The sequence below is a fragment of the Arthrobacter sp. BL-252-APC-1A genome, from assembly GCF_009696625.1.
Classification (GTDB): Bacteria; Actinomycetota; Actinomycetes; order Actinomycetales; family Micrococcaceae; genus Arthrobacter_B.
This window is the reverse complement of sequence record NZ_VULS01000005.1, coordinates 1-25,685: the sequence shown is the minus strand read 5'-3', so window position 1 is coordinate 25,685 and position 25,685 is coordinate 1. Positions and strand designations below refer to the sequence as shown.

27 protein-coding genes and 1 other RNA gene are annotated in these 25,685 nt (G+C 65.3%); 10 read left to right on the top strand and 18 right to left on the bottom strand.

Features of this window, described 5'->3' with window-relative positions:
• Positions 1-48 precede the first annotated feature (48 nt).
• Both FYJ28_RS09010 and FYJ28_RS09005 read left to right on the top strand, forming a co-directional pair.
• Positions 49-441: an MmcQ/YjbR family DNA-binding protein gene (locus FYJ28_RS09010; RefSeq protein ID WP_154579073.1), complete on the top strand. Its 393-nt coding sequence runs from the start codon at positions 49-51 to the stop codon at positions 439-441.
• Positions 438-1,010, top strand: a complete 573-nt coding sequence (locus FYJ28_RS09005) for a DUF1990 family protein (protein WP_326831624.1) — start codon at positions 438-440, stop codon at positions 1,008-1,010. Before FYJ28_RS09010 ends, FYJ28_RS09005 begins: the two co-directional genes overlap by 4 nt.
• Here the strand turns inward: FYJ28_RS09005 and FYJ28_RS09000 are convergent.
• Together FYJ28_RS09000 and FYJ28_RS08995 are read right to left on the bottom strand one after the other, a co-directional pair.
• Entirely contained in the window at positions 958-1,398 is a 441-nt protein-coding gene (locus tag FYJ28_RS09000) for a hypothetical protein (RefSeq protein ID WP_154579071.1), read from the bottom strand. The two genes, FYJ28_RS09005 and FYJ28_RS09000, sit on opposite strands and share 53 nt — an antisense overlap.
• Positions 1,399-1,430: 32 nt before the next feature.
• Positions 1,431-1,967 (bottom strand): GNAT family N-acetyltransferase, encoded by a 537-nt coding sequence (locus FYJ28_RS08995; RefSeq protein ID WP_195840640.1) that lies wholly within the window; start codon positions 1,965-1,967, stop codon positions 1,431-1,433.
• Between the two features lie 132 nt (positions 1,968-2,099).
• Here FYJ28_RS08995 and FYJ28_RS08990 point away from each other — a divergent pair, with 132 nt between their 5' ends.
• Positions 2,100-3,065, top strand: a complete 966-nt coding sequence (locus FYJ28_RS08990; RefSeq protein ID WP_229780375.1) for an endonuclease domain-containing protein — start codon at positions 2,100-2,102, stop codon at positions 3,063-3,065.
• A gap of 88 nt (positions 3,066-3,153) precedes the next feature.
• Here the strand turns inward: FYJ28_RS08990 and purL are convergent, their stop codons facing one another.
• The 7 genes from purL to FYJ28_RS08955 form a co-directional block, all read right to left on the bottom strand.
• Complete coding sequence (gene purL, locus FYJ28_RS08985) at positions 3,154-5,463, bottom strand: phosphoribosylformylglycinamidine synthase subunit PurL (protein ID WP_055240622.1); 2,310 nt, start codon at positions 5,461-5,463, stop codon at positions 3,154-3,156.
• Positions 5,463-6,236: a phosphoribosylformylglycinamidine synthase subunit PurQ gene (purQ, locus tag FYJ28_RS08980; protein ID WP_154579069.1), complete on the bottom strand. Its 774-nt coding sequence runs from the start codon at positions 6,234-6,236 to the stop codon at positions 5,463-5,465. Before purQ ends, purL begins: the two co-directional genes overlap by 1 nt.
• Before the next feature lie 2 nt (positions 6,237-6,238).
• Complete coding sequence (gene purS, locus FYJ28_RS08975; protein WP_055240624.1) at positions 6,239-6,493, bottom strand: phosphoribosylformylglycinamidine synthase subunit PurS; 255 nt, start codon at positions 6,491-6,493, stop codon at positions 6,239-6,241.
• Between the two features lie 180 nt (positions 6,494-6,673).
• Positions 6,674-7,450: an amino acid ABC transporter ATP-binding protein gene (locus FYJ28_RS08970; protein ID WP_154579068.1), complete on the bottom strand. Its 777-nt coding sequence runs from the start codon at positions 7,448-7,450 to the stop codon at positions 6,674-6,676.
• Positions 7,437-8,105: an amino acid ABC transporter permease gene (locus tag FYJ28_RS08965; RefSeq protein ID WP_055240626.1), complete on the bottom strand. Its 669-nt coding sequence runs from the start codon at positions 8,103-8,105 to the stop codon at positions 7,437-7,439. The genes FYJ28_RS08970 and FYJ28_RS08965 overlap by 14 nt, the downstream gene beginning before the upstream one ends.
• A gap of 9 nt (positions 8,106-8,114) precedes the next feature.
• Positions 8,115-8,900: an amino acid ABC transporter substrate-binding protein gene (locus FYJ28_RS08960; protein WP_154579067.1), complete on the bottom strand. Its 786-nt coding sequence runs from the start codon at positions 8,898-8,900 to the stop codon at positions 8,115-8,117.
• Positions 8,901-8,984: 84 nt separating this feature from the next.
• Positions 8,985-9,413, bottom strand: coding sequence for a hypothetical protein (locus tag FYJ28_RS08955; RefSeq protein WP_055240628.1), 429 nt, complete (start codon positions 9,411-9,413; stop codon positions 8,985-8,987).
• A gap of 142 nt (positions 9,414-9,555) precedes the next feature.
• Here FYJ28_RS08955 and FYJ28_RS08950 point away from each other — a divergent pair, with 142 nt between their 5' ends.
• Entirely contained in the window at positions 9,556-10,074 is a 519-nt protein-coding gene (locus FYJ28_RS08950; protein WP_235472045.1) for a DUF4442 domain-containing protein, read from the top strand.
• Here FYJ28_RS08950 and FYJ28_RS08945 read toward each other — a convergent pair.
• From FYJ28_RS08945 to FYJ28_RS08925, 5 genes are all read right to left on the bottom strand, one after another.
• Positions 10,037-10,525 (bottom strand): serine protease inhibitor, encoded by a 489-nt coding sequence (locus tag FYJ28_RS08945; protein WP_154579066.1) that lies wholly within the window; start codon positions 10,523-10,525, stop codon positions 10,037-10,039. The two genes, FYJ28_RS08950 and FYJ28_RS08945, sit on opposite strands and share 38 nt — an antisense overlap.
• Positions 10,526-10,609: 84 nt before the next feature.
• The gene (locus FYJ28_RS08940) at positions 10,610-11,134 is read right to left on the bottom strand and encodes an SRPBCC domain-containing protein (RefSeq protein ID WP_154579065.1); all 525 of its coding nucleotides are present in this window, start codon (positions 11,132-11,134) and stop codon (positions 10,610-10,612) included.
• Positions 11,071-12,054, bottom strand: a complete 984-nt coding sequence (locus FYJ28_RS08935) for a 3-methyladenine DNA glycosylase (RefSeq protein ID WP_326831623.1) — start codon at positions 12,052-12,054, stop codon at positions 11,071-11,073. The genes FYJ28_RS08940 and FYJ28_RS08935 overlap by 64 nt, the downstream gene beginning before the upstream one ends.
• Before the next feature lie 32 nt (positions 12,055-12,086).
• Positions 12,087-14,177, bottom strand: coding sequence for a BCCT family transporter (locus FYJ28_RS08930; RefSeq protein ID WP_442778581.1), 2,091 nt, complete (start codon positions 14,175-14,177; stop codon positions 12,087-12,089).
• Between the two features lie 159 nt (positions 14,178-14,336).
• Positions 14,337-14,801, bottom strand: a complete 465-nt coding sequence (locus FYJ28_RS08925) for a MarR family winged helix-turn-helix transcriptional regulator (RefSeq protein ID WP_154579064.1) — start codon at positions 14,799-14,801, stop codon at positions 14,337-14,339.
• 111 nt (positions 14,802-14,912) lie between these two features.
• Between FYJ28_RS08925 and FYJ28_RS08920 the strand changes: the two genes are divergently transcribed.
• From FYJ28_RS08920 to FYJ28_RS08910, 3 genes are all read left to right on the top strand, one after another.
• A complete protein-coding gene (locus tag FYJ28_RS08920; protein ID WP_055240632.1) occupies positions 14,913-15,128 on the top strand; it encodes a hypothetical protein in 216 nt (71 codons plus the stop codon).
• A 92-nt stretch (positions 15,129-15,220) separates the two neighbouring features.
• Positions 15,221-15,457 carry a hypothetical protein gene (locus tag FYJ28_RS08915; RefSeq protein WP_055240633.1) on the top strand — a complete coding sequence of 79 codons (237 nt, stop codon included), beginning with the start codon at positions 15,221-15,223 and terminating at the stop codon, positions 15,455-15,457.
• A gap of 177 nt (positions 15,458-15,634) precedes the next feature.
• Positions 15,635-16,111: a VanZ family protein gene (locus FYJ28_RS08910; RefSeq protein WP_154579063.1), complete on the top strand. Its 477-nt coding sequence runs from the start codon at positions 15,635-15,637 to the stop codon at positions 16,109-16,111.
• Here the strand turns inward: FYJ28_RS08910 and FYJ28_RS08905 are convergent.
• A complete protein-coding gene (locus FYJ28_RS08905; protein WP_055240634.1) occupies positions 16,108-17,394 on the bottom strand; it encodes an aspartate kinase in 1,287 nt (428 codons plus the stop codon). The genes FYJ28_RS08910 and FYJ28_RS08905 overlap by 4 nt on opposite strands.
• A gap of 272 nt (positions 17,395-17,666) precedes the next feature.
• Here FYJ28_RS08905 and FYJ28_RS08900 point away from each other — a divergent pair, with 272 nt between their 5' ends.
• Positions 17,667-18,602, top strand: coding sequence for an ABC transporter ATP-binding protein (locus tag FYJ28_RS08900; protein ID WP_154579062.1), 936 nt, complete (start codon positions 17,667-17,669; stop codon positions 18,600-18,602).
• Positions 18,599-19,663, top strand: a complete 1,065-nt coding sequence (locus FYJ28_RS08895) for an ABC transporter permease (protein ID WP_055240636.1) — start codon at positions 18,599-18,601, stop codon at positions 19,661-19,663. Before FYJ28_RS08900 ends, FYJ28_RS08895 begins: the two co-directional genes overlap by 4 nt.
• Positions 19,664-20,038: 375 nt before the next feature.
• Here the strand turns inward: FYJ28_RS08895 and recR are convergent, their stop codons facing one another.
• The 3 genes from recR to ffs form a co-directional block, all read right to left on the bottom strand.
• Positions 20,039-20,635, bottom strand: a complete 597-nt coding sequence (gene recR / locus FYJ28_RS08890) for a recombination mediator RecR (RefSeq protein WP_055240637.1) — start codon at positions 20,633-20,635, stop codon at positions 20,039-20,041.
• A gap of 47 nt (positions 20,636-20,682) precedes the next feature.
• Complete coding sequence (locus FYJ28_RS08885; protein ID WP_326831622.1) at positions 20,683-24,003, bottom strand: DNA polymerase III subunit gamma and tau; 3,321 nt, start codon at positions 24,001-24,003, stop codon at positions 20,683-20,685.
• Positions 24,004-24,079: 76 nt separating this feature from the next.
• Positions 24,080-24,175: signal recognition particle sRNA small type (ffs, locus tag FYJ28_RS08880), an RNA gene on the bottom strand.
• Positions 24,176-24,334: 159 nt separating this feature from the next.
• Between ffs and FYJ28_RS08875 the strand changes: the two genes are divergently transcribed.
• Positions 24,335-25,201 carry a GNAT family N-acetyltransferase gene (locus tag FYJ28_RS08875; protein ID WP_154579061.1) on the top strand — a complete coding sequence of 289 codons (867 nt, stop codon included), beginning with the start codon at positions 24,335-24,337 and terminating at the stop codon, positions 25,199-25,201.
• Positions 25,202-25,685: the final 484 nt, after the last annotated feature.

Sequence of the window (25,685 nt, the reverse complement as noted above, 5' to 3'; positions counted from 1 at the left end):
TCCTGCCATCTGTGGTGCCTCTGACCTACCGCGGGTTAGGGTCGATCCATGGACGCCGCATCGCTGAGGGAGTATTGCCTGTCCCTGACCGGGGCCTTCGAAGACTTCCCTTTTGGGCCGGAGACCTCTGTGTTCAAGGTGCGTGCAGGTGGCCCGGCACGGCCGGCAAAGATGTTCGCGATGAGCACCCTGGAAGCGGATCCGCTTATGATCAGCCTCAAATGCGAACCTGAGCTGGCGCTGCAGCTGCGGGCAGCCCACCCGGAGATCAGCGGGGCGTGGCATATGAACAAGACCCACTGGAACCAGCTGGATCTCACCGGGGAACTGGAGGAAGAACTGGTGCGGAACCTGGTGGAGGACTCCTATGACCTGGTGGTCGCGTCCCTGCCGCGCCGGGACCGCGAGTCACTGGCCTGGAAAGGATTGGCGGAAGGGTGAGCAAACGCCCGCTGACCTACCCGGACGCCGGGTTCACCCAGCGGTCCTATTCCCAGCCCCTTGAGGGCGGCTGGCCGGAGGGTTACCGGCTGGTGCTGCGGTCCGAACTTATTGATGTGCCGGACCACGCCGCTGCTTTCCTGCGGCTGGCGGAGGGCGTGCTCGGTTGGGACCTGCACCGGGGGAGCGGGCTGCGCGTTGCGGCATCGACGCCGCGGGCGGCGGCCGGGGTGGAGATGGCCTCCGGGGTGGGGTTGGGTCCGCTGCGCTGGCAGGCACCGTGCCGGGTGCTATGGAGCGCCGAGCCTGTGCTCAACGGTGGTTTGCCGGTGCCGGGGCAGCGAGCCGGATTCGGCTACGGCACCTTGCGCGGCCATCCCGAAGCTGGAGAAGAAGGGTTTTACGCGGAGCTCACAGCGGACGGGCGGCTGTTCTTCCGGGTGGCTGCATACAGCCGGCCGGCCAACTGGTTTGTTGCGGCCGGCGGTCCGGCAAACCGGTGGACCCAGGAGCTGATCACCCGCCGCTACTTCCGGACCGCCCGGCGTCTGGCTGAGGGGACGGGGTAACGTCCCGGCGGGGCGTGAACAGGCTGCGGATGAAGTTGAAGGCGATCAGCGACGGCAGGCCGGTACTCACGGATGGCTGGGAAACGGTCAGGCCCGCCAGCAGCAAGGCGATGCAAACGCCCAGCATGATCACGCCGAACATAAGGCCGCCGCCGCTTCGCAGCACCAGGCCGGTGACCTCCGAGGTGCGCCAGGACTGGGCCAGGCACCACAGGCCGCAGGCAAAACCCACGACGCCGCATCCCGCAGCAACCCAGGGCACTCCGGCGTCCCAACCGCCGCCGTTGGGCAGATACGGGAGGTTCACGGCTACCGAGACGGTTCCCATAGCCAGAAGCACCAGGCCGGCTGCAAGCATGGCCATGTCGCTGCGCGACGCTTTCTTCATTCGGCCCCCTAAAGTGAGCCGACCCTACCAGGTCAGTCCTCGGCGTCGGGCAGCTGTTCCTTGCTGTGCAGCACGAATGCCAGCGCGGGTCCGGAGAATTCAACCGGCATGAACCCGGCGGTCAGCAGCAGGGAGACGGAGGCCTCGTTGGCTTCGTCGGTGTAGGCGGTGACGCAGTCGACGTCGGGCTGGTTCAGGGCGAACCTGCTCAAGGCGATGAGTGCTTCGGTAGCGAACCCGAGGTTCTGCCGCGAGGGAACGATGTTGTAGGTGACTTCCACGGCGCCGGCGACGGGCGGGCCCAGGAAGCCAATGGTGCCGATCACCAGGCCGCCGCGCTCGCGGATCAGCCGTGCCCCAAAGATCCCGGCACGCGGCCCCAGCAAACCTGCCTGGAAGTACTGCAGCGCGGCGTCTTCGTCGACGCCCTGGGGAAAGTCGTCGGCCCACAGCTCGCAGCGGGCGCCGACTATTAGGGCATCAACGTCTGCCGCTGACATTTCCGCCAGTTCCAACCGCTCAGTCAGCAGGCTGCTGGCGGGGACCGGCTCATTCGAAAGGATGGTCACGGCAATATTGTCCACCATCGAGATGACAGAAACTGCCCGTTTGAGGCCCGTAACGTGCACTTTCTGCAATCTCGATGAGCGGAGCTGTGGATAACGAAACGCCGCCTCATTTCAACAACCATAATGCTGGCCATGCGCACTCCTCGTGAACTGCCCCAAGAGCTCAGCCAGTCGACGTATACCGTCTACGATTCGGATGCCCTTGGAGTAAGCAGAGGGACTCTTCGCAACGTTCGCATCCGCCGTATCAGCAGGGCTATCCGGGCCGCGGACAACCTGGATTTGAGTGACCGCAGCTCATCTGTGCCGCCGGAGAGGATTGCCCCGTTCACAAGGGTCACCTCATTTTCCGTGGCTTCGCACCGGACGGCGGCAGAGGCTTGGGGTTTTCCACTTCCGGTTGTGCCTGGGCGGGCACCCGAACTGCACATCACCCGTCCGGAAGGGCTGGCGCCGCCGAGACGGTTCGGTGTGGTTGGCCACACCGGCCGGATACTGCCCGGCGAGGTGACCACGCTGGAAGGTTTGGTCCTTACCTCACGGGTAAAAACGTGGCTCGACCTGTCGAAAGACCTCACTGTGGAGGAACTCACGGTGATCGCGGATTACCTGATCCGGTTTCCCCGGCCGCTGTTCGAAGGGCGGTCGGATCCGTATGCGACACAGGAAGAACTGGCTGAGATCATCGGACGTCATCCGGGCCAGCGGGGCATCCGGACGGCACGTGAGGCCTTGCAGCTGAGCCGGGTGGGTGCGGATTCCCCGCCGGAAACCCAGCTGCGGCTTGCGCTTGGCGCGGCGGGGCTGCCCGAACCGGAGGTAAATGCCCCCATAGTGGATGACGACGGCGTCCTGCACCATGAGCCGGACCTGGGATACCGAAAGTACCGGGTGGCAGTCCAGTATGAAGGCGCCGGGCATTCGGACCCGGAACAGGTGGCACGGGACATCAGCCGTGAAGAGCGTACCCGCGCGCTGGGCTGGACCGAGGTGCGCTTATCGCGGCGGCACATGGTCGACGGCGCCCGGCCCGCTGTGGAGAAGGTCCGGGCTGCGCTGTGGGCGGCGGGCTGGCGCGCTGACCGTCCGGCGGCCTGACCCCTTGAACGAGATTACAGAAACTGCCCGTTTGAGGCTCCAAACGGGCAGTTTCTGTAATCTCGATGGGATCCCGGAGAGGGAGGGGTTAGCCGAAATGCTTCGGCAGGGTCCCCTCGTGGGCTTCCTTCAGCTCATCCAGCGGCAGGACGAAGTGGCCCTGGAAATCCAGTGCGCCAATCTCGGTGTCCACGACGCCGATGCGGGAGTGGGCGAAGCCGCGGGCCGAGCACATGTCCTTGAACCGGACCTCTTCGCTGCGTGCCACGGAGACGACGGCGCGTGCCTGGGACTCGGAGAACAGCAGCGTGAACAGGTCCACGCCGTCGCGCTCGGCAACTTCGTCCAGGCCAATCCGGGCGCCGACGCCGAAACGCAGCGCCATCTCGGACAGCGCAGCCGCGAGGCCGCCCTCGGAGAGGTCGTGCGCGGCGTCGATCATTCCGTCGCGTGAAGCGTTGATCAGCAGGTCGCCCAGCAGCTTCTCGGCCTGCAGATCGACCTTCGGCGGCTGGCCGCCCAGGTGTCCGCGCAGGTTGGCGAACTCGGAACCGTCCAGCTCGTCGCGGGTGACGCCCATCAGGTAGATGGCCTGCCCGTCTTCACGCCAGCCCGACGGCGTGCGCCGCGCAACGTCGTCGAACACGCCCAGCACGCCCACCACGGGGGTGGGGTGGATGGCGACGCCGCCGGTCTGGTTGTAGAGCGAAACGTTGCCGCCGGTGACGGGCACGCCAAGCTCCTGGCAGCCGTCGGCCAGGCCGCGGACCGCCTCGGCGAACTGCCACATGACCTCGGGGTCCTCGGGGGAGCCGAAGTTCAGGCAGTCGGTGACGGCCATCGGACGGGCGCCGGAGGTGGCGACGTTGCGGTAGGACTCGGCAAGGGCTAGCTTGGCGCCCTCGTACGGGTTCAGGTAGGTGTAGCGGCCGTTGGCGTCGGTGGAGATTGCGACGCCAAGGCCGGTCTCCTCGTCCACGCGGATCACGCCGGCGTCGTCGGGCATGGCCAGTGCGGTGTTGCCCTGGACGTAGCGGTCGTACTGGTTCGTGACCCAGGACTTGTCGCACATGTTCGGGGACGCCATCAGCTCCAGTACGGCGTTCTTCACGGCTTCGCCGCCGAAGGGGCGCTCTTCGCCGAAGGAGTCTGCCTGCACGCCGTCGAGCCACTCGGGGCGGTGGAACGGCCGGTTGTAGACCGGGCCTTCGTGGGCAACGGTGCGCGGGTCGACGTCGACAATCGTCTCGCCGTCCCAGTCGATGATCAGCCGGCCGGTATCGGTGACTTCACCCAGCCAGGAGTATTCGACGTTCCACTTGTCCATGATCGCTTCGAACGCTTCGACGTTCTCCGGGGTCACGACGGCCATCATGCGTTCCTGCGACTCGGACATCAGGATTTCGCCCGGGGTCAGGGACGGGTCGCGGAGCAGGACCTTGGTGAGTTCAACGTGCATGCCGCCGTCGCCGTTGGAGGCCAGTTCCGACGTCGCACAGGAGATACCGGCCGCGCCGAGGTCCTGGATGCCCTCGACCACGGAGGCCTTGAACAGCTCCAGGCAACACTCGATGAGCACCTTTTCAGCGAACGGGTCGCCGACCTGCACGGCGGGGCGCTTGGAGGGCTTGGCATCGTCGAAGGATTCTGAAGCAAGCACCGAGGCGCCGCCAATGCCGTCGCCGCCGGTGCGCGCACCGAAGAGGACCACCTTGTTGCCGGCGCCGGAGGCGTTGGCGAGGCGGATGTCCTCGTGGCGCATGACGCCGACTGCCAGCGCGTTGACCAGCGGGTTGCCCTGGTAGACGGAGTCGAAGACGACTTCGCCGCCGATGTTCGGCAGGCCCAGGGAGTTGCCGTAGCCGCCGATGCCGGAGACGATGCCGTGCACCAGGCGTGCGGTGTCCGGGTGGTCGATCGCGCCGAAGCGCAGCGGATCCATCACGGCAACTGGGCGGGCACCCATGGAGATGATGTCGCGGACAATGCCGCCGACGCCGGTCGCGGCACCCTGGTAGGGCTCCACGAAGGACGGGTGGTTGTGGGATTCGACCTTGAAGGTCACCGCCCAGCCTTCACCGATGTCCACGACGCCGGCGTTCTCGCCGATGCCAACCAGCAGGTGTTCCTTCATCTTCTCGGTGACCTTGTCACCGAACTGCTTCAGGTGCACCTTGGAAGACTTGTAGGAGCAGTGCTCGGACCACATGACCGAGTACATCGCCAGTTCAGCTGCGGTGGGGCGGCGGCCCAGGATTTCGACGACGCGGTTGTATTCGTCTTCCTTCAGGCCCAGTTCGGCCCACGGCAGCGGGGTGTCCGGGGTGGACGCCGCGTGCTCAACGGTGTCGATGTTGAATTTCTTCTGCTCGGCGGTGGAGTTAGCGGACACGGTCATTATTTGCCTCCGGCAACGAGCGAGGTGAGTACAGAGGTGAAGACGCCGATCCCGTCGGTGCCGCCGCGCAGTGCGACGTCCCCGCGGGCAGAGGAGTCCGGGCCGAAGCCGGCTTCCACGGCGTGCTCGGGGTGCGGCATGAGGCCGACGACGTTGCCGGCGGCGTTGGTGATGCCGGCGATGTCGCGGCGAGAACCGTTCGGGTTGAAGCCGTCGTAGCGGAAGACCACGCGGCCTTCGCCTTCCAGCTCGTCCAGGGTCTTTTCGTCGGCGACGTACTGGCCGTCCTGGTTCTTCAGCGGAATGACCATGCCTTCGCCCTGCGTGTAGCCGGAAGTCCAGGCTGTGGCGTTGTTTTCTACGCGGAGCAGCTGGTCGCGGCACATGAACTTCAGGTGGTCGTTCTTGATCATGGAACCGGGCAGCAGGTGCGCTTCGGTGAGGATCTGGAAGCCGTTGCAGATGCCGAGGACGGGCATGCCGCCCTTGGAAGCGTCAACGACCTTTTCCATCAGCGGAGCAAACCGGGAAATCGCTCCGGCGCGCAGGTAGTCGCCGTAGGAGAAGCCACCGGGGATGATGACGGCGTCGACGTCGTGCAGGTTCGCGTTGCCGTGCCAGAGTTCGACGGCGGTGCCGCCGGCCAGGCGCACGGCGCGGGCGGCGTCGCGGTCGTCAAGGGTGCCGGGGAAGGTGATGACGCCGACGCGGACCGCCCGGAGGAGGGCGTCTTCCGGTGCGGCGGAGTAGTCGCCGATCAGCGGGGTGCTCAAGACTAAGCCTCCGAAATAACTTCGACGCGGGTTACGTCTTCGATGACGGGGTTGGAGAGCAGCGTGGATGCGGCAGCACGGGCCTGCTCGAGGATTTCCGGGGTAACGTCCCCGTCAACCGTGAGCTCGAAGCGCTTGCCCTGGCGGACACCGGAGAAGCCGGTCAGGCCAAGTCGGGGAAGTGCGCCGGCGATGGCTTTGCCCTGCGGATCCAGGATCTCGGGCTTGGGCATGACGTCAACAACGATCCGGGGCATCCGGTAACTCCTGTGAGTGAAAGGGGTGGCCGCGGACCTTGCCGTCTCACGCTGATTCAGCGCTCCGCGAGCTTGCTCCTTCATTCTAAGGCCGTACAGCGAGATAGCAGAAAGTGCCCGTTACAGGGCTGAAAAGAGCACTTTCTGACATGTCGATTTGGTGCCGGGGGATGGAAGGGACTAATGGTTCAGCAGCCGCTGAACGAACGCGAGGGTGCGTTCCTGCCTGGGTGCGGCAAGTACTTCCGACGGCGGACCGGACTCAACCACCACCCCGCCGTCCATAAAGACAACCTGGTCCGCGACGTCGCGGGCGAAGCGGAGTTCGTGGGTCACCAGAAGCATGGTCCAGCCCTCGGAGGCGAGCTCGCGGATGGTTTCCAGGACTTCGCCAACCAGTTCGGGGTCCAGTGCGGATGTCGGCTCGTCGAAAAGCAGCAGCCGGGGCTTGAGGGCCAGGGCGCGGACAATACCCACACGCTGCTGCTGCCCGCCGGACAGCTCGTTGGGGTAGGCGCCGGCTTTGTCTTCGAGTCCCACCCGGGAAAGCAGGTCCATGGCATCGGCAGAGGCTTCGGCCTTTGGACGCCGCTGAACCCGGACCGGTCCTTCAATGACGTTTTCCAGCACGGTACGGTGCGGAAACAGGTTGTAGTGCTGGAAAACCATGGCGCTGTACTCGCGCAGTGCGGAGACTGCTGACCGGGGAGGCTTGGCGCCGAAATACACGGTCTCACCGCCGTCGAACCGGACGGTGCCTGAATCCGGCACCTCCAGTCCGTTGAGGCAGCGGAGCACGGTGGTCTTTCCCGAACCACTGGGACCAATCAGTGCCACGACCTGTCCCCGGGGGATTTCCAGGTCGATTCCCTTGAGGACTTCAACGCTGCCGAACCGCTTGTGCAGCCCCCGGGCGCTCAGGACCGGGGTGCTGCCGTCTTTCTCAGTTTGCGACATGGCGGTCGAGCCTCCTCTCCAGCGCCGACTGTCCGGTGGAGAGGACGACGCAGATAAGCCAGTAGATAAGGGCAGCCTCGATGTAGATGACCATGAACTCCTGGCTGAAGGCCGCAATCTCCTGGGCCCGGCGGAAGAGCTCCGTCACGAGGATCAGCGAGGCCAGAGAGGTGTCCTTTACCAGGCTGATGAAGGTGTTGGACAGCGGCGGCACCGAAACCCGGGCGGCCTGAGGGAGGATCACGCGCATAAGCGTCTGCGCCGGAGACATCCGGATGGTGTAGGCCGCTTCCCACTGCCCGCGCGGCACCGAGAGGATCGCAGCCCGGATCACTTCCGCGGCGTACCCGCCCACGTTCAGCGAGAACGCGATGATGGCGCTGGGCCATGGATCGACCAGGACTCCGATGGATGGCAGGCCGTAGAAGATGACGAACAGCTGAACCAGCAGGGGCGTGCCGCGGATGATGGACACGTACGCCCGCGCGATTCCGGACACCAGCCGGATTTTGGACAGCCGCATCAGCGCAACACCCAGGGCCAGCACCAGGCCGACGGCGAAAGAGATGAGCGCCAGGGGAATGGTGCCGGTGACGGCGCCCTGGAGCAGGGGCAGGAAGGAAGCGGCTATGAGGTCCCACGTCGGCTGGTCCATGGCGCCCCCTTACTGCGAAACGTCTTCGCCGAAGTACTTCATTGAGATCTCTGCCAGGGTGCCGTCCTCGCGCAGTTCCTCCAAAGCTGCGTTGACGGCGTTCCGCAGTTCAGTGTTGCCCTTGGCGAAGGCAAAAGCCATGAGGGCCGGGTCATCAGTTTCGGCAGCGACCTGAATCGGCGCGTCCGGAATCTGCAGGATGTAGTCCAGGAAGGTCAGGCGGTCATTGATGGTGGCGTCCACCCGTCCCTGCTCCAGCAGGGAGACTGACTGGGCCCAGCCCTCGACTGCCTCCACGCTGGCACCGTTTTCCTGGGCCAGCGCGTACCAGTTGCTGGACAAGGACTGTGCCGTTGTCTTGCCCGCCAGGTCGGTGAAGGAGGTGATGGAGGTGTCTCCCTTCGGCACCACTATCACCCCGGGACTCACCGTGTAGGGATCGGAGAACTCATAGGAATCCACTCGCTCAGGTGTGATCGACACCTGGTTGGCGACCATGGCGAAGCGTCCCGCGTTCAGGCCGGCGAAAAGCGCGTCCCACGGCGCTTCCCCAAACTGAGCTTCAACACCGAGTTTCCCGGCGACGGCTTCGGTGATCTCGACGTCGTATCCCGTCAGGTCCCCAACGCCGTCCGCATGGAAGCTGAACGGCCGGTATGTACCTTCCGTGCCCACTACAATCCTGCCCTGGTCCTGGATCGCATCAAGGCTGGTCGGAGTTCCTCCGGCGCATGCCGTCAGGAAAATCGATGCGGCACCGGCTGCCAGGGCAGCTGCGATCTTCAGCCTTCGCATATGAGCCTCCAGGGTTTGCAGTGGCCGGAAACAGGCGGAGCGCCTCCGGAAAATCCGGAAGCGCTCCCGCCCAGGCCCCGGCGGCTAGGCCGGGAGTTCGATTTGGAAACCGCAGTCGCAGCGCAGAATGTTGATCTCCAACCGTACGTCTCCGGTGTCCGCATCCGCTTCGGTGCTGAGAGGTTCGGAGAGGGAAACGGTCCGGGTGTCCTTCGGCTTCATGGGTTCGCCGCAGTGAAGGTACTCGGTGGTGTCAGCCGGCTCGGCAGTGGCCACGCGGGCCCACAGCGGCGAGTGGCGGACCGGGTGCCCGTAGAAACGGTCGCACTCGCCGCAGGTGTAGCTGATTTCAAGGAATTCCGCCGCATCGGCGGTCCTGGACGGCTCCACTGATTCGATGATGAGGTACTCATCGGTGCCGCAGTACGAGCACCATGGCACGTACTCTGCGGGTGCCTGCATGCCGGCATCTGCCGGGCACTGCGGGTCTTCGGGTGTTGCTTCGATCGACAATTTGGTTCCTCCGGTTAAGCCCGGTGCGCCTGTCACGGCGCGGTCCGTACGTGGATAGTAAGCAAGCTGATTCAATATTAGACCTAAGGGTGCTTACTATCAAAGCTGGAATGGCCTGGATCACAGTCGATAGAGTGGGCCGGTGAAACTCGTCGCCGCCCGACCGGGCCTCATTCGGCTGTCCATGAACCTCTGGCCGCCTTTCCTCTTCTCCGGCATCAAGATCACGGAGCTGCCCGAAGACTTCCTGTCCGCCACGGTCCGCCTGCGCCTGCGCTGGTGGAACCGCAATGTTGCGGGGGTGCTGTTCGGCGGGAGTCTCTTCGCCATGACGGACCCGTTCTGGATGATGCTGCTGCTGCGGCACCTGGGAAAAGAGAACGTCATCTGGGACCGCGCGGCCGAAATCGACTTCATCAAGCCGGGCAAGGGAGACGTGGTGGCGCACTTCGCCATCACGGAGGCGGACATTGAGCGGCTGCGCACGGCTGCAGCCGGCGGAGCCAAGGTGCTTGAGTGGTTCACCGTGGAAGTAAAGGATTCCGACGGCGACGTGGTGGCCCGAGTCCGCAAGCAGGTCTACCTGCGCCGCAAGCGCGAGCTCTCTGCAGCGGCTGAGACCGCTACATTGCCGCCATTGCCGGACCAAGCAGTCCGGTAAGGGCCTCCCACCGGCTGATCTGGCAGCCGTTGGTTGCCGCGAATTCGGCGTCCACTGTTTCGCCGTCCACCGTTCCGGTTACTGCTGCCCGCTGGGGGCCGCCGTACTGCATGGTGCAGGCAGTGTCCGCGGGTGGTTCCGCAAAGAGCCGGATCCCGCCGTCCGCCAACGCTGCGCATGCTGCTGCCGGGTCGGGGGCGCCCGATTCACCTGCCGGTGCTGCGCCGTCGCACTCCAGGGTCCAGGTGTCCGTGACCGACTCGCCGTCGGACATCATTTCCACCGTCAGGGACGTGGCTGCTTCCGATGCCGGGCTGGAAACGGACGCGGAGGGTGACGACGCCGGTGAGGAGGAGGCGGGTGCGGTGCCGGGGGTCGATTCGGCGCATCCGGTGAGGAGGACGGCGGCGGCAGCGAGCATAAGGGCTGGGCGGTGCAGACGGATCGGCATTTCGGCATAACCTCCGGGAGTGAATTGGCTACAGCCTAGCCAATCTCCGGCAGCGGGGGGCCCACCTGCCTGCTTGCCGTGGAATTACGACGGCGCAGGTGCGGCTTTCGCGGCCCGGGCCTGGGCCGCGTAGTACGGACCCTGGTCCAGGTAGCGGTCGTCGAAATCCGGCATGGTGCCCCCGGTACGGGCGGCGGCGAGCCGGTCAAGGTAGTACTCCCAGCCCGGCCCTGTGTCCTCAGCGGCAGCCAAATCCGCCAGATGCTGGATGAACTCAAGGGCGGTGGCGCCGCCGTCGTCCCAGAGACGGATTTCGAGGTCCCAGCTTCCACCCTCGTCCTCCATCAGGACCCGCACCCGTTGGCCGGCGGTGCAGTCGACTACCCGGGTGCTGCTGTGCGGCTGCCCTTCTTCATAGAGCATCTGGAAATCGAAGGATGATCCGGTGCCGGGGGAGCCGTCCCAGCGGCCAATCCACGCGGCGGCCTGATCCGGATCGGCGAACGAATGCCACACTTCTTCCGGCGGTTCCGCCAGGCGGCGGGTCAGGACCAGGTTGTAGGACTGTTCTCCGGTGCGGTGGACCCGTCCAGTGGGCTGGGACTGCATGGCTTCTCCTCGAAGGAATCAAGCAGGTCCAGGATGCGGGCCCGCTGCGCCTGGGATTCTGCGCTGAATCCGCGCTGGGCGGAAGCGTACTCGGCCCGGCCTTCCGGTGTTTCCACCCGAATTGGCTCGTACCCCCAGTCCTGGAGGTCGTACGGGGAAGCCCGCATGTCCATTTCACGGATGCGCCAGGCCAGTTCGAAGCAGTCCATCACCAGTTCGCTGGGCAGCACTGGGGTGAGCTTGTAGGCCCATTTGTAGAGGTCCATGTTCGCGTGCAGGCAGCCGGGCTGTTCCAGGTCCCGCTGGTTTTCGCGGGTGGGGGTGAGCTCATTCAGCTCCACGGCCTGAGGGGCGTAGAACCGGAACGCGTCAAAGTGCGTGCAGCGGATCCTGCTCTTCTCCACCAGGTCATTCGTCCCCTGGGCGCCCAGCCGCAGGCCGAGGTAGTCATGCCGGATCCCGTTCACCTCGGACCTGTAGGCCATGGCCCACTCGTGCATGCCGAAACAGCCCAGCGACGGTTTCCGGGCAGCGGTGCGGGAGAGCAGCATCCTGGTGAAGTCCGCCGCGGGCCCACGGGCGGCGGTGAATCCGGCCCAGTCGACGGTGACCGCCGGTGTATCCCTGGCCAGTCCGGCGGCAGCCAGTTCCTCCTGCGAAAGTGAGCGGTAGAACTTCCAGGACTCACGCTCCGCTGCGGCGGCACCGGTAAGGACGACGCCGGCGCCCGGGTGCCAGCGCGTCAGCTGGCCGGGTTTGTAGGAATAGTAGGTGAACAGGAAGTCCTCAACCGGGTGTTTGGTACCGGCTGAGCGCCGCTGCAGGAACCCTTCGGTGAACGGCCGCACACGCTGCTCATGGGCGGCCTGCCGGGGTAGCCACTGGTCCTCGGTCAGCACGGCGGGATAAGGGAGGCTCACAGTCCTATTATCCCGCCGTGCCGCCCAGGGTCCTAGCTGACCGGGGCGCGGCGGTGGTCCCCGGACGCCCCGCTGCCTCGATCCTGGCCGGAGTCCCCGTTGCCGTCGTCTGATTCCGTGGCGGCCGCGGAGTCGTCGTCGGCCGTCCAGCCGTCAGCGTACTCACCCGATTCGTAGTCGTACTCCACGGGTTTTCCGTCTTCGTCGGTGCGCTGGTACCAGTCGGTGACGGTGCGGTCGTGGGAATCGAAGTCGGCTCCGGCCCCCTGCCCATGGGGCGTTTTCTCCACCGTGATGGCGAAGTCGTCGCCGTGCTCGTCGATCCCGGCGCGGACGGCGTTCTCCAGGGCGGCCGTTGCATACTCCCGGCGGATAATCAGCGGATCGGTTTGCAGGTCCCGGATCAGGGCAACCATCATCAGCAGCAGGATTACCGCGAACGGCAGGGCTGAGACGATGATCAGGTTCGGCAGCCCGGACAGGGCCTGGTTTCCTCCAACCAGCAGCATGACCACGGCAATGCCCATCATGGCCAGACCCCAGAAGACGGTGACTTTTCGGTCAGGGTGCGGTTTGCCGCGTTGCGACAGGCTTCCCATGACCAGGGAAGCGGAGTCCGCCGAGGTAATGAAGAAGATGGCGATGCAGAACATCGCCAGCAACGGGGTGATGGTACTCAGCGGCAGCCCGTCCAGGACCTGGAAGAAGAGCGATTCCGGAGCGCCGTCGGCGGAGATGTCCATGCCCTGCATGCGCATCCAGATAGCCGTGCCGCCGAAGACGCCGAAAGCGATTACCGAGACCAGGGTGGGCACCACAAGCACGTACTGAACGTATTCACGCAGTGTCCGGCCGCGGGAGATGCGCGCCAGGAAGATGCCGACGAACGGGGACCAGGAAATCCACCAGGCCCAGTAGAAGACGGTCCAGTTGGCCGAGAAGTCCGCCGCTTCGGCACCCCAGGACGGGCCCTTGCTCATCAGGTGCAGGAGATCGGACAGGTATTCGGCCAGCGAAGAGGGAATGAGGTTGAGCAGGAACAGGGTTGGCCCGGTCAGGAAGATGAAGGCGACCAGGATGATGGCAAGGGAAATATTGACGTTGGAGAGCCAGCGGATGCCCCTGCCGATTCCGGAGACCGCCGAGGCGATGAATGCTGCCGTCAGGATCGCGATGATGCCGATCAGGACAGCGTTGGGAAGCCGGCCGATGCCGCTGATAATCTCCACGCCCCGGCCAATCTGCAGGGCGCCAATGCCGAGTGACGCCGCCGTGCCGAAGAGGGTCGCGACGATTGCGAACATATCGATCAGGCGCCCGGCCACGCCTTCGGTCTTCCGTCGTCCGAGCAGCGGGGTAAAAATGGCGCTCATGAGGGGAACCCGGCCGCGCCGGAAGGAGCCATAAGCAATAGCAGCGCCGACCAGCGCGTAAATCGCCCAGGCATTGAGGCCCCAGTGGAAGAAGGACTGTGCCATGGCCTTGTGCAGCGCCACCGCGCTTTCGGGGGCTGCCTCGCCGGGGTTTGGTGTCATGAAGTAGGTCAGCGGCTCGTACGGTCCGAAGAAGAAGAGGCCGATGCCGATTCCGGCGGAGAACATCATGGCGACCCAGGAGAAGGTTGAATACTCCGGCTTTTCGCCGTCAACGCCGAGGGGAATCTTGCCGTAGCGGCTGAAGCCGACAAAAAGCATAAAGACCAGGACCACGGCAATGAGTGCGCTGAAGAGCCAGCCGGTGTTCGTCACAACCCAGCCCAGGGCCACGTCGGAGACCGCCTTCAGCGATTCCGTGGAGAACACGCCCCAGGCGACGAAGCCCAGGATGAGCACGGCGGCAACGCCGAATACCAGGGGATCGGTGCCGTAGCGTACCCGCTGCTCGTCGACAGCGATGCCGGGAATCAGTCCGGGATGGGTGTCGTGCGGGTATTTTTTCTTTTCCCTGCGCAGGGCACGGGCAGCGCGCTGGCCTAGTGTGGCCTTTTGCGGTGTTGCCCCCGATGCCCCGGAACCGTTTGGGGATCCACCTCCCGCGCTGCCGGCGGGCGTCGCGGGGGGCGTTTGGTGCCGCGATGAGGGGGGTGTTGCCGCGGGGAATCTTCTCCTTGTGGGCGGAGACACCCCCGCCCATTTGGTGCTTTATGTGGGACGCGAAGAAGAGTAGTTCGATTCGTTTGGCAGTTTTGACTTATAAGGTGCCTTATATACCACGTCCTTATCGTTATCGGTTCGTTATTCTGTGCGTACTATTGTGCTCCTCGGAGTCCTCGATTTGCACATTCACCGCCGTGTGTGGCCGTCCGGGAGCTGGGTGGCCTGGATGAGCCGGCGCATGGTGGTGTTCAGCTGGTGGACTTCCTCCCGGGTGAGCTGCAGCCGCTCCAGCATGGCGGCCGGTATCTGCGCCGCCTGCTGGCGGAGCGCACGCCCCTTTGCGGTCAGGTCCACCGCCAGGGCGCGGTCGTTGCCGGGAGCGCGGTTGCGCTCCACCAGACCCGCGCTTTCCAGTCGCTTCAGCATGGGGGAAAGGGTGGCCGGTTCCATCAGCAGGGTGTCCCCCAGGTTGCGGACCGTGCGGGGGGAATCTTCCCAGAGGGCCAGCAGTACCAGGTACTGCGGGTGGGTGATGCCCAGTTCATCGAGCACGGGCCGGTACGCCCCGACGACGGAGCGCGACGCGACGGATAGGGCAAAGCAGAGCTGGTGTTCGAGCAGCAGATCATCGTCTGCGGTGCCGGTGTCCATTAAGGTCCTTCTTCCCTGTCTGCCGGTCCCAGCGGCTGATGCCACAAATGCTTAGTGCACTAACAATTAGCGTACTATAGGCGACAGGAACACCTCTGAAAGGGACGTCTTATGGCAGCCAGGGAAAGCTTCACCGAAAAATTCATGCGCGTGACCGGCAAGGCACGGCTGATATTCGGGCCGGCGCAGAGCTCCTCCCTGACCCATGACATGACCGAGGAAAACAAACGGCTCCTCGAGGCCCAGCAGGCCGAGGAGAAAGCCATGTGGGAGACTGTCACCCGCGCTGACGGCAGCAGCTACATTCTGCCCCGCAAGAAGGACTGACCTCCCCGGAAGTTTCGGCGCAGCGGCTCTTTTGCCCGGCCGCGACCCTATCCTTGAGGCACTTATCGTGTCCCTTAAAGGAGGGGATCCAAATGGCAACTGTCGTACCGGATCCGGGCAGCGGGCAGGAACCGCGTTTACCCGAAGATGAGATTCCGGAACCTTCGCAGATCGAACTGCCCGACTACGCAGTCGAAATAGACAGCGAAGGGCACCATTACGGGGTGGACCGCGAGTACATCAACGGCAAGCCGCACCGCGAGCCGGCCGAACCGGTGGTGTATCCGGACTACATGCATTCGCCGCTCTTCCGCGAACACCTGTACTGACTGGCTGAACGCGTGCGCCACGGCTGCACCCGCCGGTGACTTAGTATTTGAGCAGGGTCCCGTCGGAGAGGTATTGCAGCATGGTTAAGAAGGAAAGTCTGGTGTCCCGCTTCATGCGGAGCATTCGCCTCGTCCCCCGCGGGCGTCATTAGCCATTTTCTGAGCACCCATGCGTGGATGGGGCAGACCGCGTTCATAGCGCTCGTCGTCGTCGGACCGCTGCTCGGGGCCTGGCTGCTATCCCGTCCGGCGACTGCCCGGAAGCTGTTGCGGGTCGTGGCTGCGGCGGTCCTGCTGCTGACCCTGTTTCCCACGACCTACCGCACGGTGGATACACGGTGCCTGGTGGACGGCGGACTGGCCCACCTGGCGGCGCCGGAGCCTCTGGCCAACGTTGTGCTGTTTGTTCCGCTGATCCTGTTGGCCGGCATCCGCACCCGAAGGCCACTGGCCATGTTCCTGGCCGGCACGGTGCTGTCCGCATTGATCGAGGCGGTCCAGGCATTCGTCCCCGTGCTCGGCCGCAGCTGCACCACCGGAGATTGGCTGGCCAACAGCGCCGGCGCCCTGACGGGCGCAGTGCTGGCGGCAGCAGCCATCTGGATTCACCGGGCGCGCAGCAAGCGGCGCCTCCCGGAGGAATCCTCGCTCTAGCGGCCGGTGCCGCCGTACACGGTGGCCTCTGCTTCGCCGTCGAGTCCGAAGGCAGCGTGCACGGCACGGACCGCGGAGTCGAGCAGGGCTGCGCTGGTAACCACGGAGATGCGGATTTCCGACGTCGAGATCATGTCGATGTTCACGCCGGCCAGGTGCAGGGCCTCGAAGAACCTGTGTGAGACGCCCGGGTTGGAGCGCATGCCGGCGCCGATCAGGGACAGCTTGCCGATCTGCTCGTCGTAATCGATGCTGTCGAAGCCAACCTCTGCCTTCGCCGCGTTCAGCGCAGCCATCGCAGCCTGCCCGTCAACGATGGGCAGGGTGAAGGAAATATCCGTCTTGCCGGAGCCCTTGGTGGAGACGTTCTGCACGATCATGTCGATGTTCGTGTTGGCTCCGGCCACGATTCCGAAGATCTCCGCTGCCTTGCCGGGAATGTCCGGAACGCCCACAACGGTGAGCTTGGCTTCGGAGCGGTCATGCGCCACGCCGGAAATGATGGGCTGTTCCAAGGGTTCTCCCTCTTGAATCTTGATCTTGTCATCCGGGCTGGGCAGCACCCAGGTCCCTTCGTGCTGGCTAAAGGAGGAGCGCACATGCAGCGGCACACCGAAGCGCCGCGCGTATTCAACGCAGCGCAGGTGCAGGATCTTCGCACCGGAGGCTGCCATTTCCAGCATTTCCTCGCTGGAGATCTTCTCGATCTTCTGTGCGTTGTGGGCAACGCGCGGATCCGCCGTGTAGATGCCGTCGACGTCCGTGTAGATCTCGCAGACATCGGCATCCAGGGCGGCGGCAAGAGCGACGGCGGTGGTATCGGAACCGCCGCGGCCCAGGGTAGTGATGTCGTGGCTGTCCCGGCTCATGCCCTGGAAACCGGCGACAATCGCGACGTCGCCCTTCTCGATCGCGGTCTTGATGCGGTGCGGTGAGACGTCGATGATGCGCGCCTTGCCGTGGATGGCATCGGTGATCATGCCGGCCTGGCTGCCGGTAAAGGACTGGGCGGAAGCGCCGAGTTCGTTGATGGCCATGGCCAGCAGTGCCATGGAAATGCGTTCGCCCGAGCTCAGGAGCATGTCCATCTCACGCGGGTAGGCGCCGGTGGTAATCTGTCCGGCGAGGTCCAGCAGTTCATCGGTGCTGTCGCCCATGGCGGAAACCACCACAATGACGTCGTTTCCGGCCTTTTGGGTATCCACCACGCGCTTGGCGACGCGCTTGATGCCTTCGGCGTCCGATACGGAGGATCCGCCGAATTTCTGCACTATCAGGCTCATGCGTACACGCTCTCTGGAACTCTTCCAAGTTGCTGCCGGGGCGGCCTTTGGCTGCTGCGGCACTAAATGTCCGTGGAAAGGGCCGCGCTCGGCGGCCAACCTTCAAAGTCTATAGCGGGGCCGCGGCACCACTGAAATGATGCCGACATGCCGCTCAACCTGTACTTAACGAACCCGTCGGAAGAATAGTTGCCGCATGCGCGGCGCCGGAACCAGCGGTCTTTACCGCGCCTGCCTCACCGTGCGGCAAACGGGGCCGATAGTGTGACCGTATGGGGACTACTGAGACCGGCGGGATATCCGCCCAGGACGTCAAACGCAGCTTCGGCGCAGTGCAGGCCGTCCGCGGCATGAGCTTTGAAGCGCCGGCGGGAGCGGTCACCGCGCTGATTGGACCGAACGGATCCGGCAAAACGACGCTGCTGCTGATGCTGGCGTCCCTGCTGGCACCGGACTCCGGAACGATTCGCATCGCCGGGGCAGATCCGGTGGAGGATCCGCTTAGCGTCCGCCGCTCCGTCGGCTGGATGCCGGACACACTGGGCGTCTGGGACTCGTTGACCGCCACCGAAATCCTGATCACGATGGGCCGGCTGTACGGAATGGCCCCGGCAACGGCGGCCTCCCGGGCCGGTGAACTGCTGGAGCAGGTGCGCCTGGCCGATCTGGCGCACAAACCCGCACGCGTCTTCTCACGCGGACAGCAGCAGCGCCTAAGCCTTGCCCGGGCCCTCATTCATGACCCGGCCGTCCTGCTGCTGGATGAACCCGCGTCCGGGCTCGACCCAGGCTCCCGCGTGGAACTCCGGCTGCTGCTGCGCCGCCTGGCTGCGGACGGCAAGACCGTCGTGGTCTCCTCCCATGTGCTCTCCGAACTCGACGAAATGGCCGACCGGGCCGTGTTCGTTTCCGGCGGCGAGACCGTCAAGACACAAAACATGGACGACGTCGGAACCCAGCTGCGCTGGTACGCGGTCAGCGCGGGGAACACGGGAGCACTGCTGCGGGCCCTCGAGGCCGGCGGGCTGACTCCCGATGTGGGAGAGGGAACCCGCCGCCGGCACGTCCGTGTCCAGCTGGCAGGTGAGGAGCAGGCCGTTGCGGTCCTGCGGCACCTGGTCCAGTCCGGCGTCGACGTTTCCGCTTTCGCCCCGGCAACCGGAGCATTGGAAGAGACTTACATGAGCCTGGAAGCAGGGAAGCCATGAGCACAGCGCTCGCACCGCGGCAGGCGGGACTCGGTTACTTCAGGGGCGTTGGAACCGTCTTTGGGCTCGAAATGAAGCAGCGCCTCCGATCCAGGGGCTGGTATGTGCTGCTGGGCGTCTGGTTCGTAGTGATCGGACTGGTGGCAGCCTTCACGGCGTGGGTTGCGGGCGAGGAGCCCAGCGCCGGACAGGTCCTGTTCGAGCTGATGGTCGCCTTTGTGCTGTTCTTCGGGCTGCTCGTGGCTCCGGCGCTCTCCGCGAACGCAGTCAACGGGGACCGGGCCGCCGGAACACTGGCTGTCCTGCAGGTGACCCTGCTGCGGCCCGGTCAGCTGCTGGCCGGCAAATGGCTTGCCTCCTGGGCAGCGTCCCTGGGTTTCCTGGCGGCGAGCCTTCCCTTCCTGATTTGGTCACTGGCGCTCGGCGGAGTGGACCCGGTGATCGCCGTCGTGTCCCTGCTGATGCTCGGCGTCGAACTGGGCCTGGTGTGCGCGATTGGTGTGGCCGTGTCCACGCTGGCCAACCGGCCGCTCTTTTCGATCGTGGTGACCTACATGCTCGTGGCGCTGCTCTCGATCGGTACCCTCATAGCCTTCGCCCTGAGCACACCGCTGGTCCGCGGAACTGCCGAAGCAAACACCCCGATGTGGGCGGAGACTTACACGTCACCGGCTGCGGAGGAACCGGGCTTTACCTGCGAGGGTCCCATGTACGAGGTCGAGGTTCTCCACACCGACCGGATCGCCTGGATCCTGGCTGCCAACCCCTTTGTAGTGCTGGCAGATGCCCTTCCCTACGGAGAGGGCAGCCTCAGCGGCGGCCCGCTGGAAGGCATCAGCGAAACGGTGCGCTATGCCCAGGGCGGCTCCGAATACAGCGGGCCGCTGTGCGTCAACGGAGAGGCTCGGAGCCCGTCTGCTCCCGCGCCGTCGTCGTCGTTCCCGATCTGGCCGCTGGGACTGGGAATACAGGTCCTGGGGACCGGGATATTGCTCGTGCTGGCCCGCCGCCGGCTGGTGACGCCTGCTCGGAAGCTGGCCGCGGGAACCCGTATCGCTTAGCTGTTCGGAGCGGCATGCTGGTCCCGAGCGTTTGGCCGGTGCGACGCCGCCTTTCCGCAGTACAGCTGGCGCCGATTTCCTCCGTGTGGGGACATTCCTGCCAGTTTGGGACATTCCAGCCGTGGCGCCGCGCAGGAATGTCCCAAACCGGAAGGCATGTCTCATAGTGACGGGAAAGGGCCGGGGATCAGCGTCCCAAATCGGCGGAAATGTCCCAAAGGCCAGGGGAATGCCGGCGGCTGACTGCCCAAATCGGAGGAATGTCCCGAACCGGCGGAGAGCAGCGCCGAGTGATTCCAGCCTTCACTGCACCGCCAGCACGACGACGCTGACCGCCCCACCTCTGGCATGATCGACACGCAGCCGGTTCGACCCCTAGCTGAGGCTGCGGCGTCCTTCGAAGGCGCGGCCCAGCGTGATTTCGTCGGCATACTCCAGGTCTCCGCCCACCGGCAGGCCGGAGGCGAGGCGGGTGACGGTGATGCCAAGGGTCTTGAGCATCCGGACCAGGTAGGTGGCCGTTGCTTCGCCTTCGAGGTTCGGGTCCGTGGCGATGATGATCTCGCTGATCTGTTCATCGGAGAGACGGCTGAGCAATTCCCGGATACGCAGCTGGTCAGGGCCGATGCCGGCGATCGGGTTAATTGCTCCGCCGAGGACGTGGTAGCGGCCGCGGAAGGAACGGGTGCGTTCGACGGCAATGACGTCCTTGGACTCTTCAACCACGCAGATCATGGTGGGGTCCCGGCGGGGATCGCGGCAGATGTTGCAGGTTTCCTGCTCGGTGACGTTGCCGCACACCTGGCAGAACTTCACCTTCTCCTTGACGGTGACGATCGCCGAAGCCAGCCGGGACATGTCCTCGGCATTGGATTCAAGGATGTGGAACGCGATCCGCTGGGCCGACTTGGGGCCCACGCCGGGGAGGCGGCCCAACTCGTCGATCAGTTCCTGAACCGCACCTTCGTACACGTGGCCTTCTTAGGAAATAGTTGTTGTTCCGGCTGGTTGCTGCCGGGCTAGCGGTGGACGCCATGGCCGTCGAGGCTGCGTTCCTCAATGAGCCGGCCGCCCAGGATCCGTTCGATTGCCTTGCGGCCCACCAGTCCCGAATCTTCAAGAGTGACATCGTCGGCACTGGGAACGTCTTCGACGTAGCCCAAGTCTACTTTGCCGCGGGCTGCGGCAGCCGGAGCAGTGCCGTTGCGCTGGGCAGCCTCATGAAGCAGCTGCTGGTAGCGGCTGAGTTTCTGTCCTGGTGCCGGCTGCTGCGCGGCCGGAGCCCCCTGCCCATTGTGCCCGGGAGCTGGGCGCTCCTGGGCCGGTGCAGCGGAAGGGGGAGCGCCGTGCTGGGCGCCGGCGGGGGGACCCTGGGTGGCGTTCCGGCCGGGCAGGTGTGCACTGGCTCCGTGCGCGGCTGGAGAACCCTGGCCTGCAGCTGAGAGATTGCGGCCCGCTGGAACGGCCTGTCCCGACGCGGCGCGTGCAGTGCCCGGACGGGCGGAAGTGGTTCCAGCCCAGTTGGTGCTCGCCCATTCCTCGTCGCTGACTGCGCTGCTGACGTGGATGTCATCGGGGACAGCAGCGGTTTCCCACGCATTGCTTTCAGGTACGTCGGCCGGCTCCGAAGGTTCCTGCGGCCAGTCCTCAGGCAGTGGGGCGGTGCGGCGCGGCGGAGTTGTTGCGCCTGCGGGCCGCTGCCGGTCGTCCCGGGCTTGAGGTGCAGGCTGCGGACGGGCAGGATCCGGGCGACCGGGTGACTGCTGTGCCGGTGACTGCTCTGCCGGGGCCTGGGGTGCCTGGCCATGGGGCGCCGAAACGTGGGTCGCCGAAGCTGGTGCCGAAGCCTGGGCTGCGGGCGCCTGCTGTTCTGCAGATGCAGATGCAGATGCAGATGCAGATGTAGGTGCGGATGCAGCGCGTGAATCGGCCGGAACGGCGGCGGCCGGGGCATCCTGCACAGGACCGCTGCCGCTATCGGCGGTGGCCCGGCCAGGGACAACTGCAGACGCACCGGAGTGAGCCTGGGACTGCGCCTGTGCCGGGGCGTTGGACTGCGGCTGAACCGGCGGGGTTACGTCAGCCGGTACTGCTGCCGGGACGGTCGGCGCTGGCGCTGTGGCGGCCGGTGCCTGGGCTACCGGTGCCGGTGCCTGTTGTGACTGGACCTGCGGAACCGAGGCTGCTGCCTGGGCAGTGGCCTGGACCTGAGGGGCCGGTGCGGGAGTCTGCGCCGGCGGGGTTAGCCGGCTACCAGCTTTTGGGCCGGGTTCACCCGCTGCCGCGGAACTGTCGTGAACGGCGTTGACCTGGCAGTCCACACCCAGCACCTGATGGATAGCCTTGCGCAGGTTCTCCAGGTGGTCCGGCCGGTTGAAGTTGGTCGCAGCACCGGGGTTCGAGAACGCCAGTTCCAGGACCCGTCCGTCAAAGGCCCTCGGGGAAGCGTTCTTGCTGACGTTCAGCCAGGTTGCCCTGCGGATGCTGGTCAGGGCGTCCATGATTTCCGGCCAGGCACGGCGGATCATTTCAACTTGCCCCGCGCCGCCGGCTGCAGGTGCTGCGGGCGCGCCGCCCTGCTGTGCCGGGGCCTGCTGCTGTGCCGGGGCCTGCTGCCGGGTTGCCTCGCTGGGTGCACCGGAAGGCTGGCCCTGCGGCGGGACCTGCCGGGCCGGCTGGGTTTGCTGCTGGGCGGGCCCGCCGGTGGGCTGCCCCTGCGGTGCACCGGCAGGGGAGACGCCGGACTGCGGAGTCCGGCCTGCGTCAGGACCGGCCTGCGCGGACTGCCCCGAGTCGGGACGGGTTCCCTGTGCAGGCTGCTGCACCGGCTGCGAAGAGGCCGCTTCACGGGACACGTCGTCCCATGTCCGCCCTGAGGCAGCGGGTGCAGCAGGGGTGGCAGGAGCACCGTTGCCAGGCGAAGTAACGGAGTCCGCAGCCGGAGTTGCCCACGTTCCTCCCCAGTCTGCGGAACCACCGGAGGAAGGTGCTGAAACAGGGGAAGGTGCGGACACAGCGGCCGGGGCTGCCGTCTCCGGGGTTTCGGGTGCGGCCTGAGGAGCTGCGGTCCGAGGAGAAGCTGCCGGCGCCGTCGTCGGGCCTGAAACTGGCCGGACAGCCGGGCGGCCGCCCGCCTGGGAGGAGGTGTCCTGCGGCATAGCCTGCGCGGCGTCGCCTGCGTAGCTGAGCCGGCGTTCGATCCGGTCCACCCGTGCAGCGGTGCCGCGCTCGGACTTGTCCGCCGCGGGAAGGAGGATCCGCGCGCAGAGCAGTTCCAGGTGCAGGCGCGGGGACGTAGCCCCCGTCATCTCCGTCAGCGCGGTGTTGGTGATGTCGGCAGCGCGGGAGAGCTCAGCCCCGCCGAACTGGGAGGCCTGGGTGCGCATCCGGTTGATCTGGTCTTCGGGAACTCCGCGGAGCACCGCAGCGGCGCTGTCCGGCATCGCGCTGACCACAATAAGGTCGCGGAAACGTTCCAGCAGGTCTTCCACGAAGCGCCGCGGATCCTGACCGGTCTGGATGACGCGGTCCACTGCGCTGAAGACCGTGGCGGCGTCGCCGGCGGCAAAGGCATCAACAACGTCGTCGAGCAGCGCAACGTGAGTGTAGCCAAGCAGGTTAACGGCAAGTTCGTAATCGAGCCCGGCTTCCCCGGCGCCTGCCATCAGCTGGTCAAGCACCGAAAGCGAGTCGCGCACGGACCCGCCGCCGGCCCGGATAACGAGGGACAGCACGCCTGGAGCCACCGGCACGTTTTCCTGCACGCAGAGCTTTTCAAGGTAGGCCAGCAGGGGTTCCGGCGGGACCAGCCGGAACGGGTAATGGTGTGTGCGGGAGCGGATGGTTCCAATGACCTTGTCCGGTTCCGTGGTGGCAAAGATGAACTTGATGTGTTCCGGCGGCTCTTCGACGATCTTCAGGAGGGCGTTGAACCCGGCCGAAGTGACCATGTGGGCCTCATCGATGATGAAGATCTTGTAGCGGTCACGCACGGGGGCGAAGGTGGCACGTTCGCGCAGGTCACGGGCGTCGTCGACGCCGCCGTGGCTGGCCGCGTCGATCTCGATGACGTCGAGGCTGCCGGCACCGTTGCGGGCAAGTTCAACGCAGCTGTCGCATGTTCCGCACGGGATCGGCGTGGGGCCCTGGGCGCAGTTCAGGCAGCGTGCAAGGATGCGGGCAGAGGTGGTCTTGCCGCAGCCGCGCGGACCCGAGAAGAGGTAGGCGTGGTTGACGCGGTTCTTTGAGAGGGCCGCCATCAGCGGCTCGGTGACATGCTCCTGGCCGATCACGTCCGCGAAGCTCTCGGGACGGTAGCGGCGGTAAAGGGCTGTACTCACAGATAGAACCCTATCGGTTGGCACTGACGGTTCGCATCCGGACCCGGGGCGGTGGAAAACCGCCGTTTCCGGATAAATTAAAGACCCCCCATGCACCTGCCAGAGCCCGCTTACCCTTGCTACCTTCCGGTCCTGGGGGAGTTCACAGGATGACACCACATGAGGGGCCGGAAAACAGTCTACCCGATTTTTCAGGCGCCCTTTCCGTCCTGCGTCCGCTCCTGGGAGTTGTTGCAGCCGTGGACCATGCAGAGGAGAGCGGATGTACCACGCCGGCTCAAAAAGCGGCGCGGCGGCTCCAGTCTCCGGGGCGTTTGTTGTGTCATGGACTATGGCAATCATCCTGAAGACTCCCAGGCCGCCGGAGCTGCCGGAGGTTGCCCGGACACTGGGCGCCTGGCAGCTCGACTGGCTCCCTGTTCAGCTGCATCCGGGAGATTTGGGCTGGGCGTGGCAGATCGGTGCCCGGAATCTGGCTGCCCGCCTGAGGGTTTGGGCCAGAGACGGGAAGATGCTCGCCGTCGGTTTCCAGGACGGTGCTTCGCTGCTGCGCGTGGCAATAGACCCGGAGGCATCACTGGACGCCGAACTTGCCGCCCGGATAGCGGCCGACGCCGCAGATCCGAAACGCGGAGTCCTCCCGGCCGGTGAAGCGTCCGTGGAGGCACGCGTCGGAGAAGCGCTGCGCCAGAGCCTTAAGGAGGCGGGCTGGACCCCGGGGGAGCTGTGGACTCCCTTAGTCCGTGAGCTTGGTCAGCCGGTGGAAGACCCCGGGCTGCGGCTGGAAGTGGTTGGACCGAACCTGGCCCAGACACGGGTGGAGGTACAGAACGCTTCCTTCGGGACATCCAGGTTCACATTGGATCGGTGGCACACTATGGCGGCAGGTCCGCTGTATGCCCAGGCGCGCTGCCTGCTGGCCTACGACGCCGCCGGGCGGGCGGTTGCCACTGCCACGGTCTGGTCGTCGGGTCCGGGCAGCCCGGGGCTGATCGAACCTATGGGAGTGCACCGCGCCCACCGGGGCCACGGCCACGGCAGGGCAATTACCTTGGCGGCCGCCCTCTGCCTGCAGCAGCTGGGTTCCTCTACCGCGGTTGTGTGCGCGGAGTCCGCGAACAAGGGAGCCACCGCCACTTACACGGCTGCCGGGTTCAAGCCCTTCCCCGTAGTTGCTGACTTCCACCGCGGGCTGTAGCGCTCCGCCGCAAACGTTTTACGCAGGCACTGTTAAGGGCCCTTATATAGGCGTACGTATATAGGTAAGGGAGGAAGCCGGGAAAGACGGTTCGCAAGGACCGCGAGGAGGGGTCGCGCAGGTGTCCGAGACCACATCCTGTGGATTTGCACGGGTGCCCGGGCACGTGTAATGTTTTCTGAGTCGCCGCGGCCGGGACGCTCTGCTGGAAAGCATGAGGCGCCCGAAGCATGGCGGCCAAACCCCAACTTCCTTTTGATGGTGGATCTGCTGCGCGCCTTGTGTGCCGGCGGGAAAGCCTGGGACTGGATGCTGGGTTCGGAAGGGCTTTTATAGCCGGTTTGGTGGGAATTCTTCGGAATTCACCGAATTGCTAAAACGGCCTGGATGGAATATGCTGGTAAAACACCACAGCGGTGCGAAAAGAAAAGAAAGTTTCCGGTTGGGAATGGTTTTTCTGAGTAGGCCGGATGTGCCTGTTGTT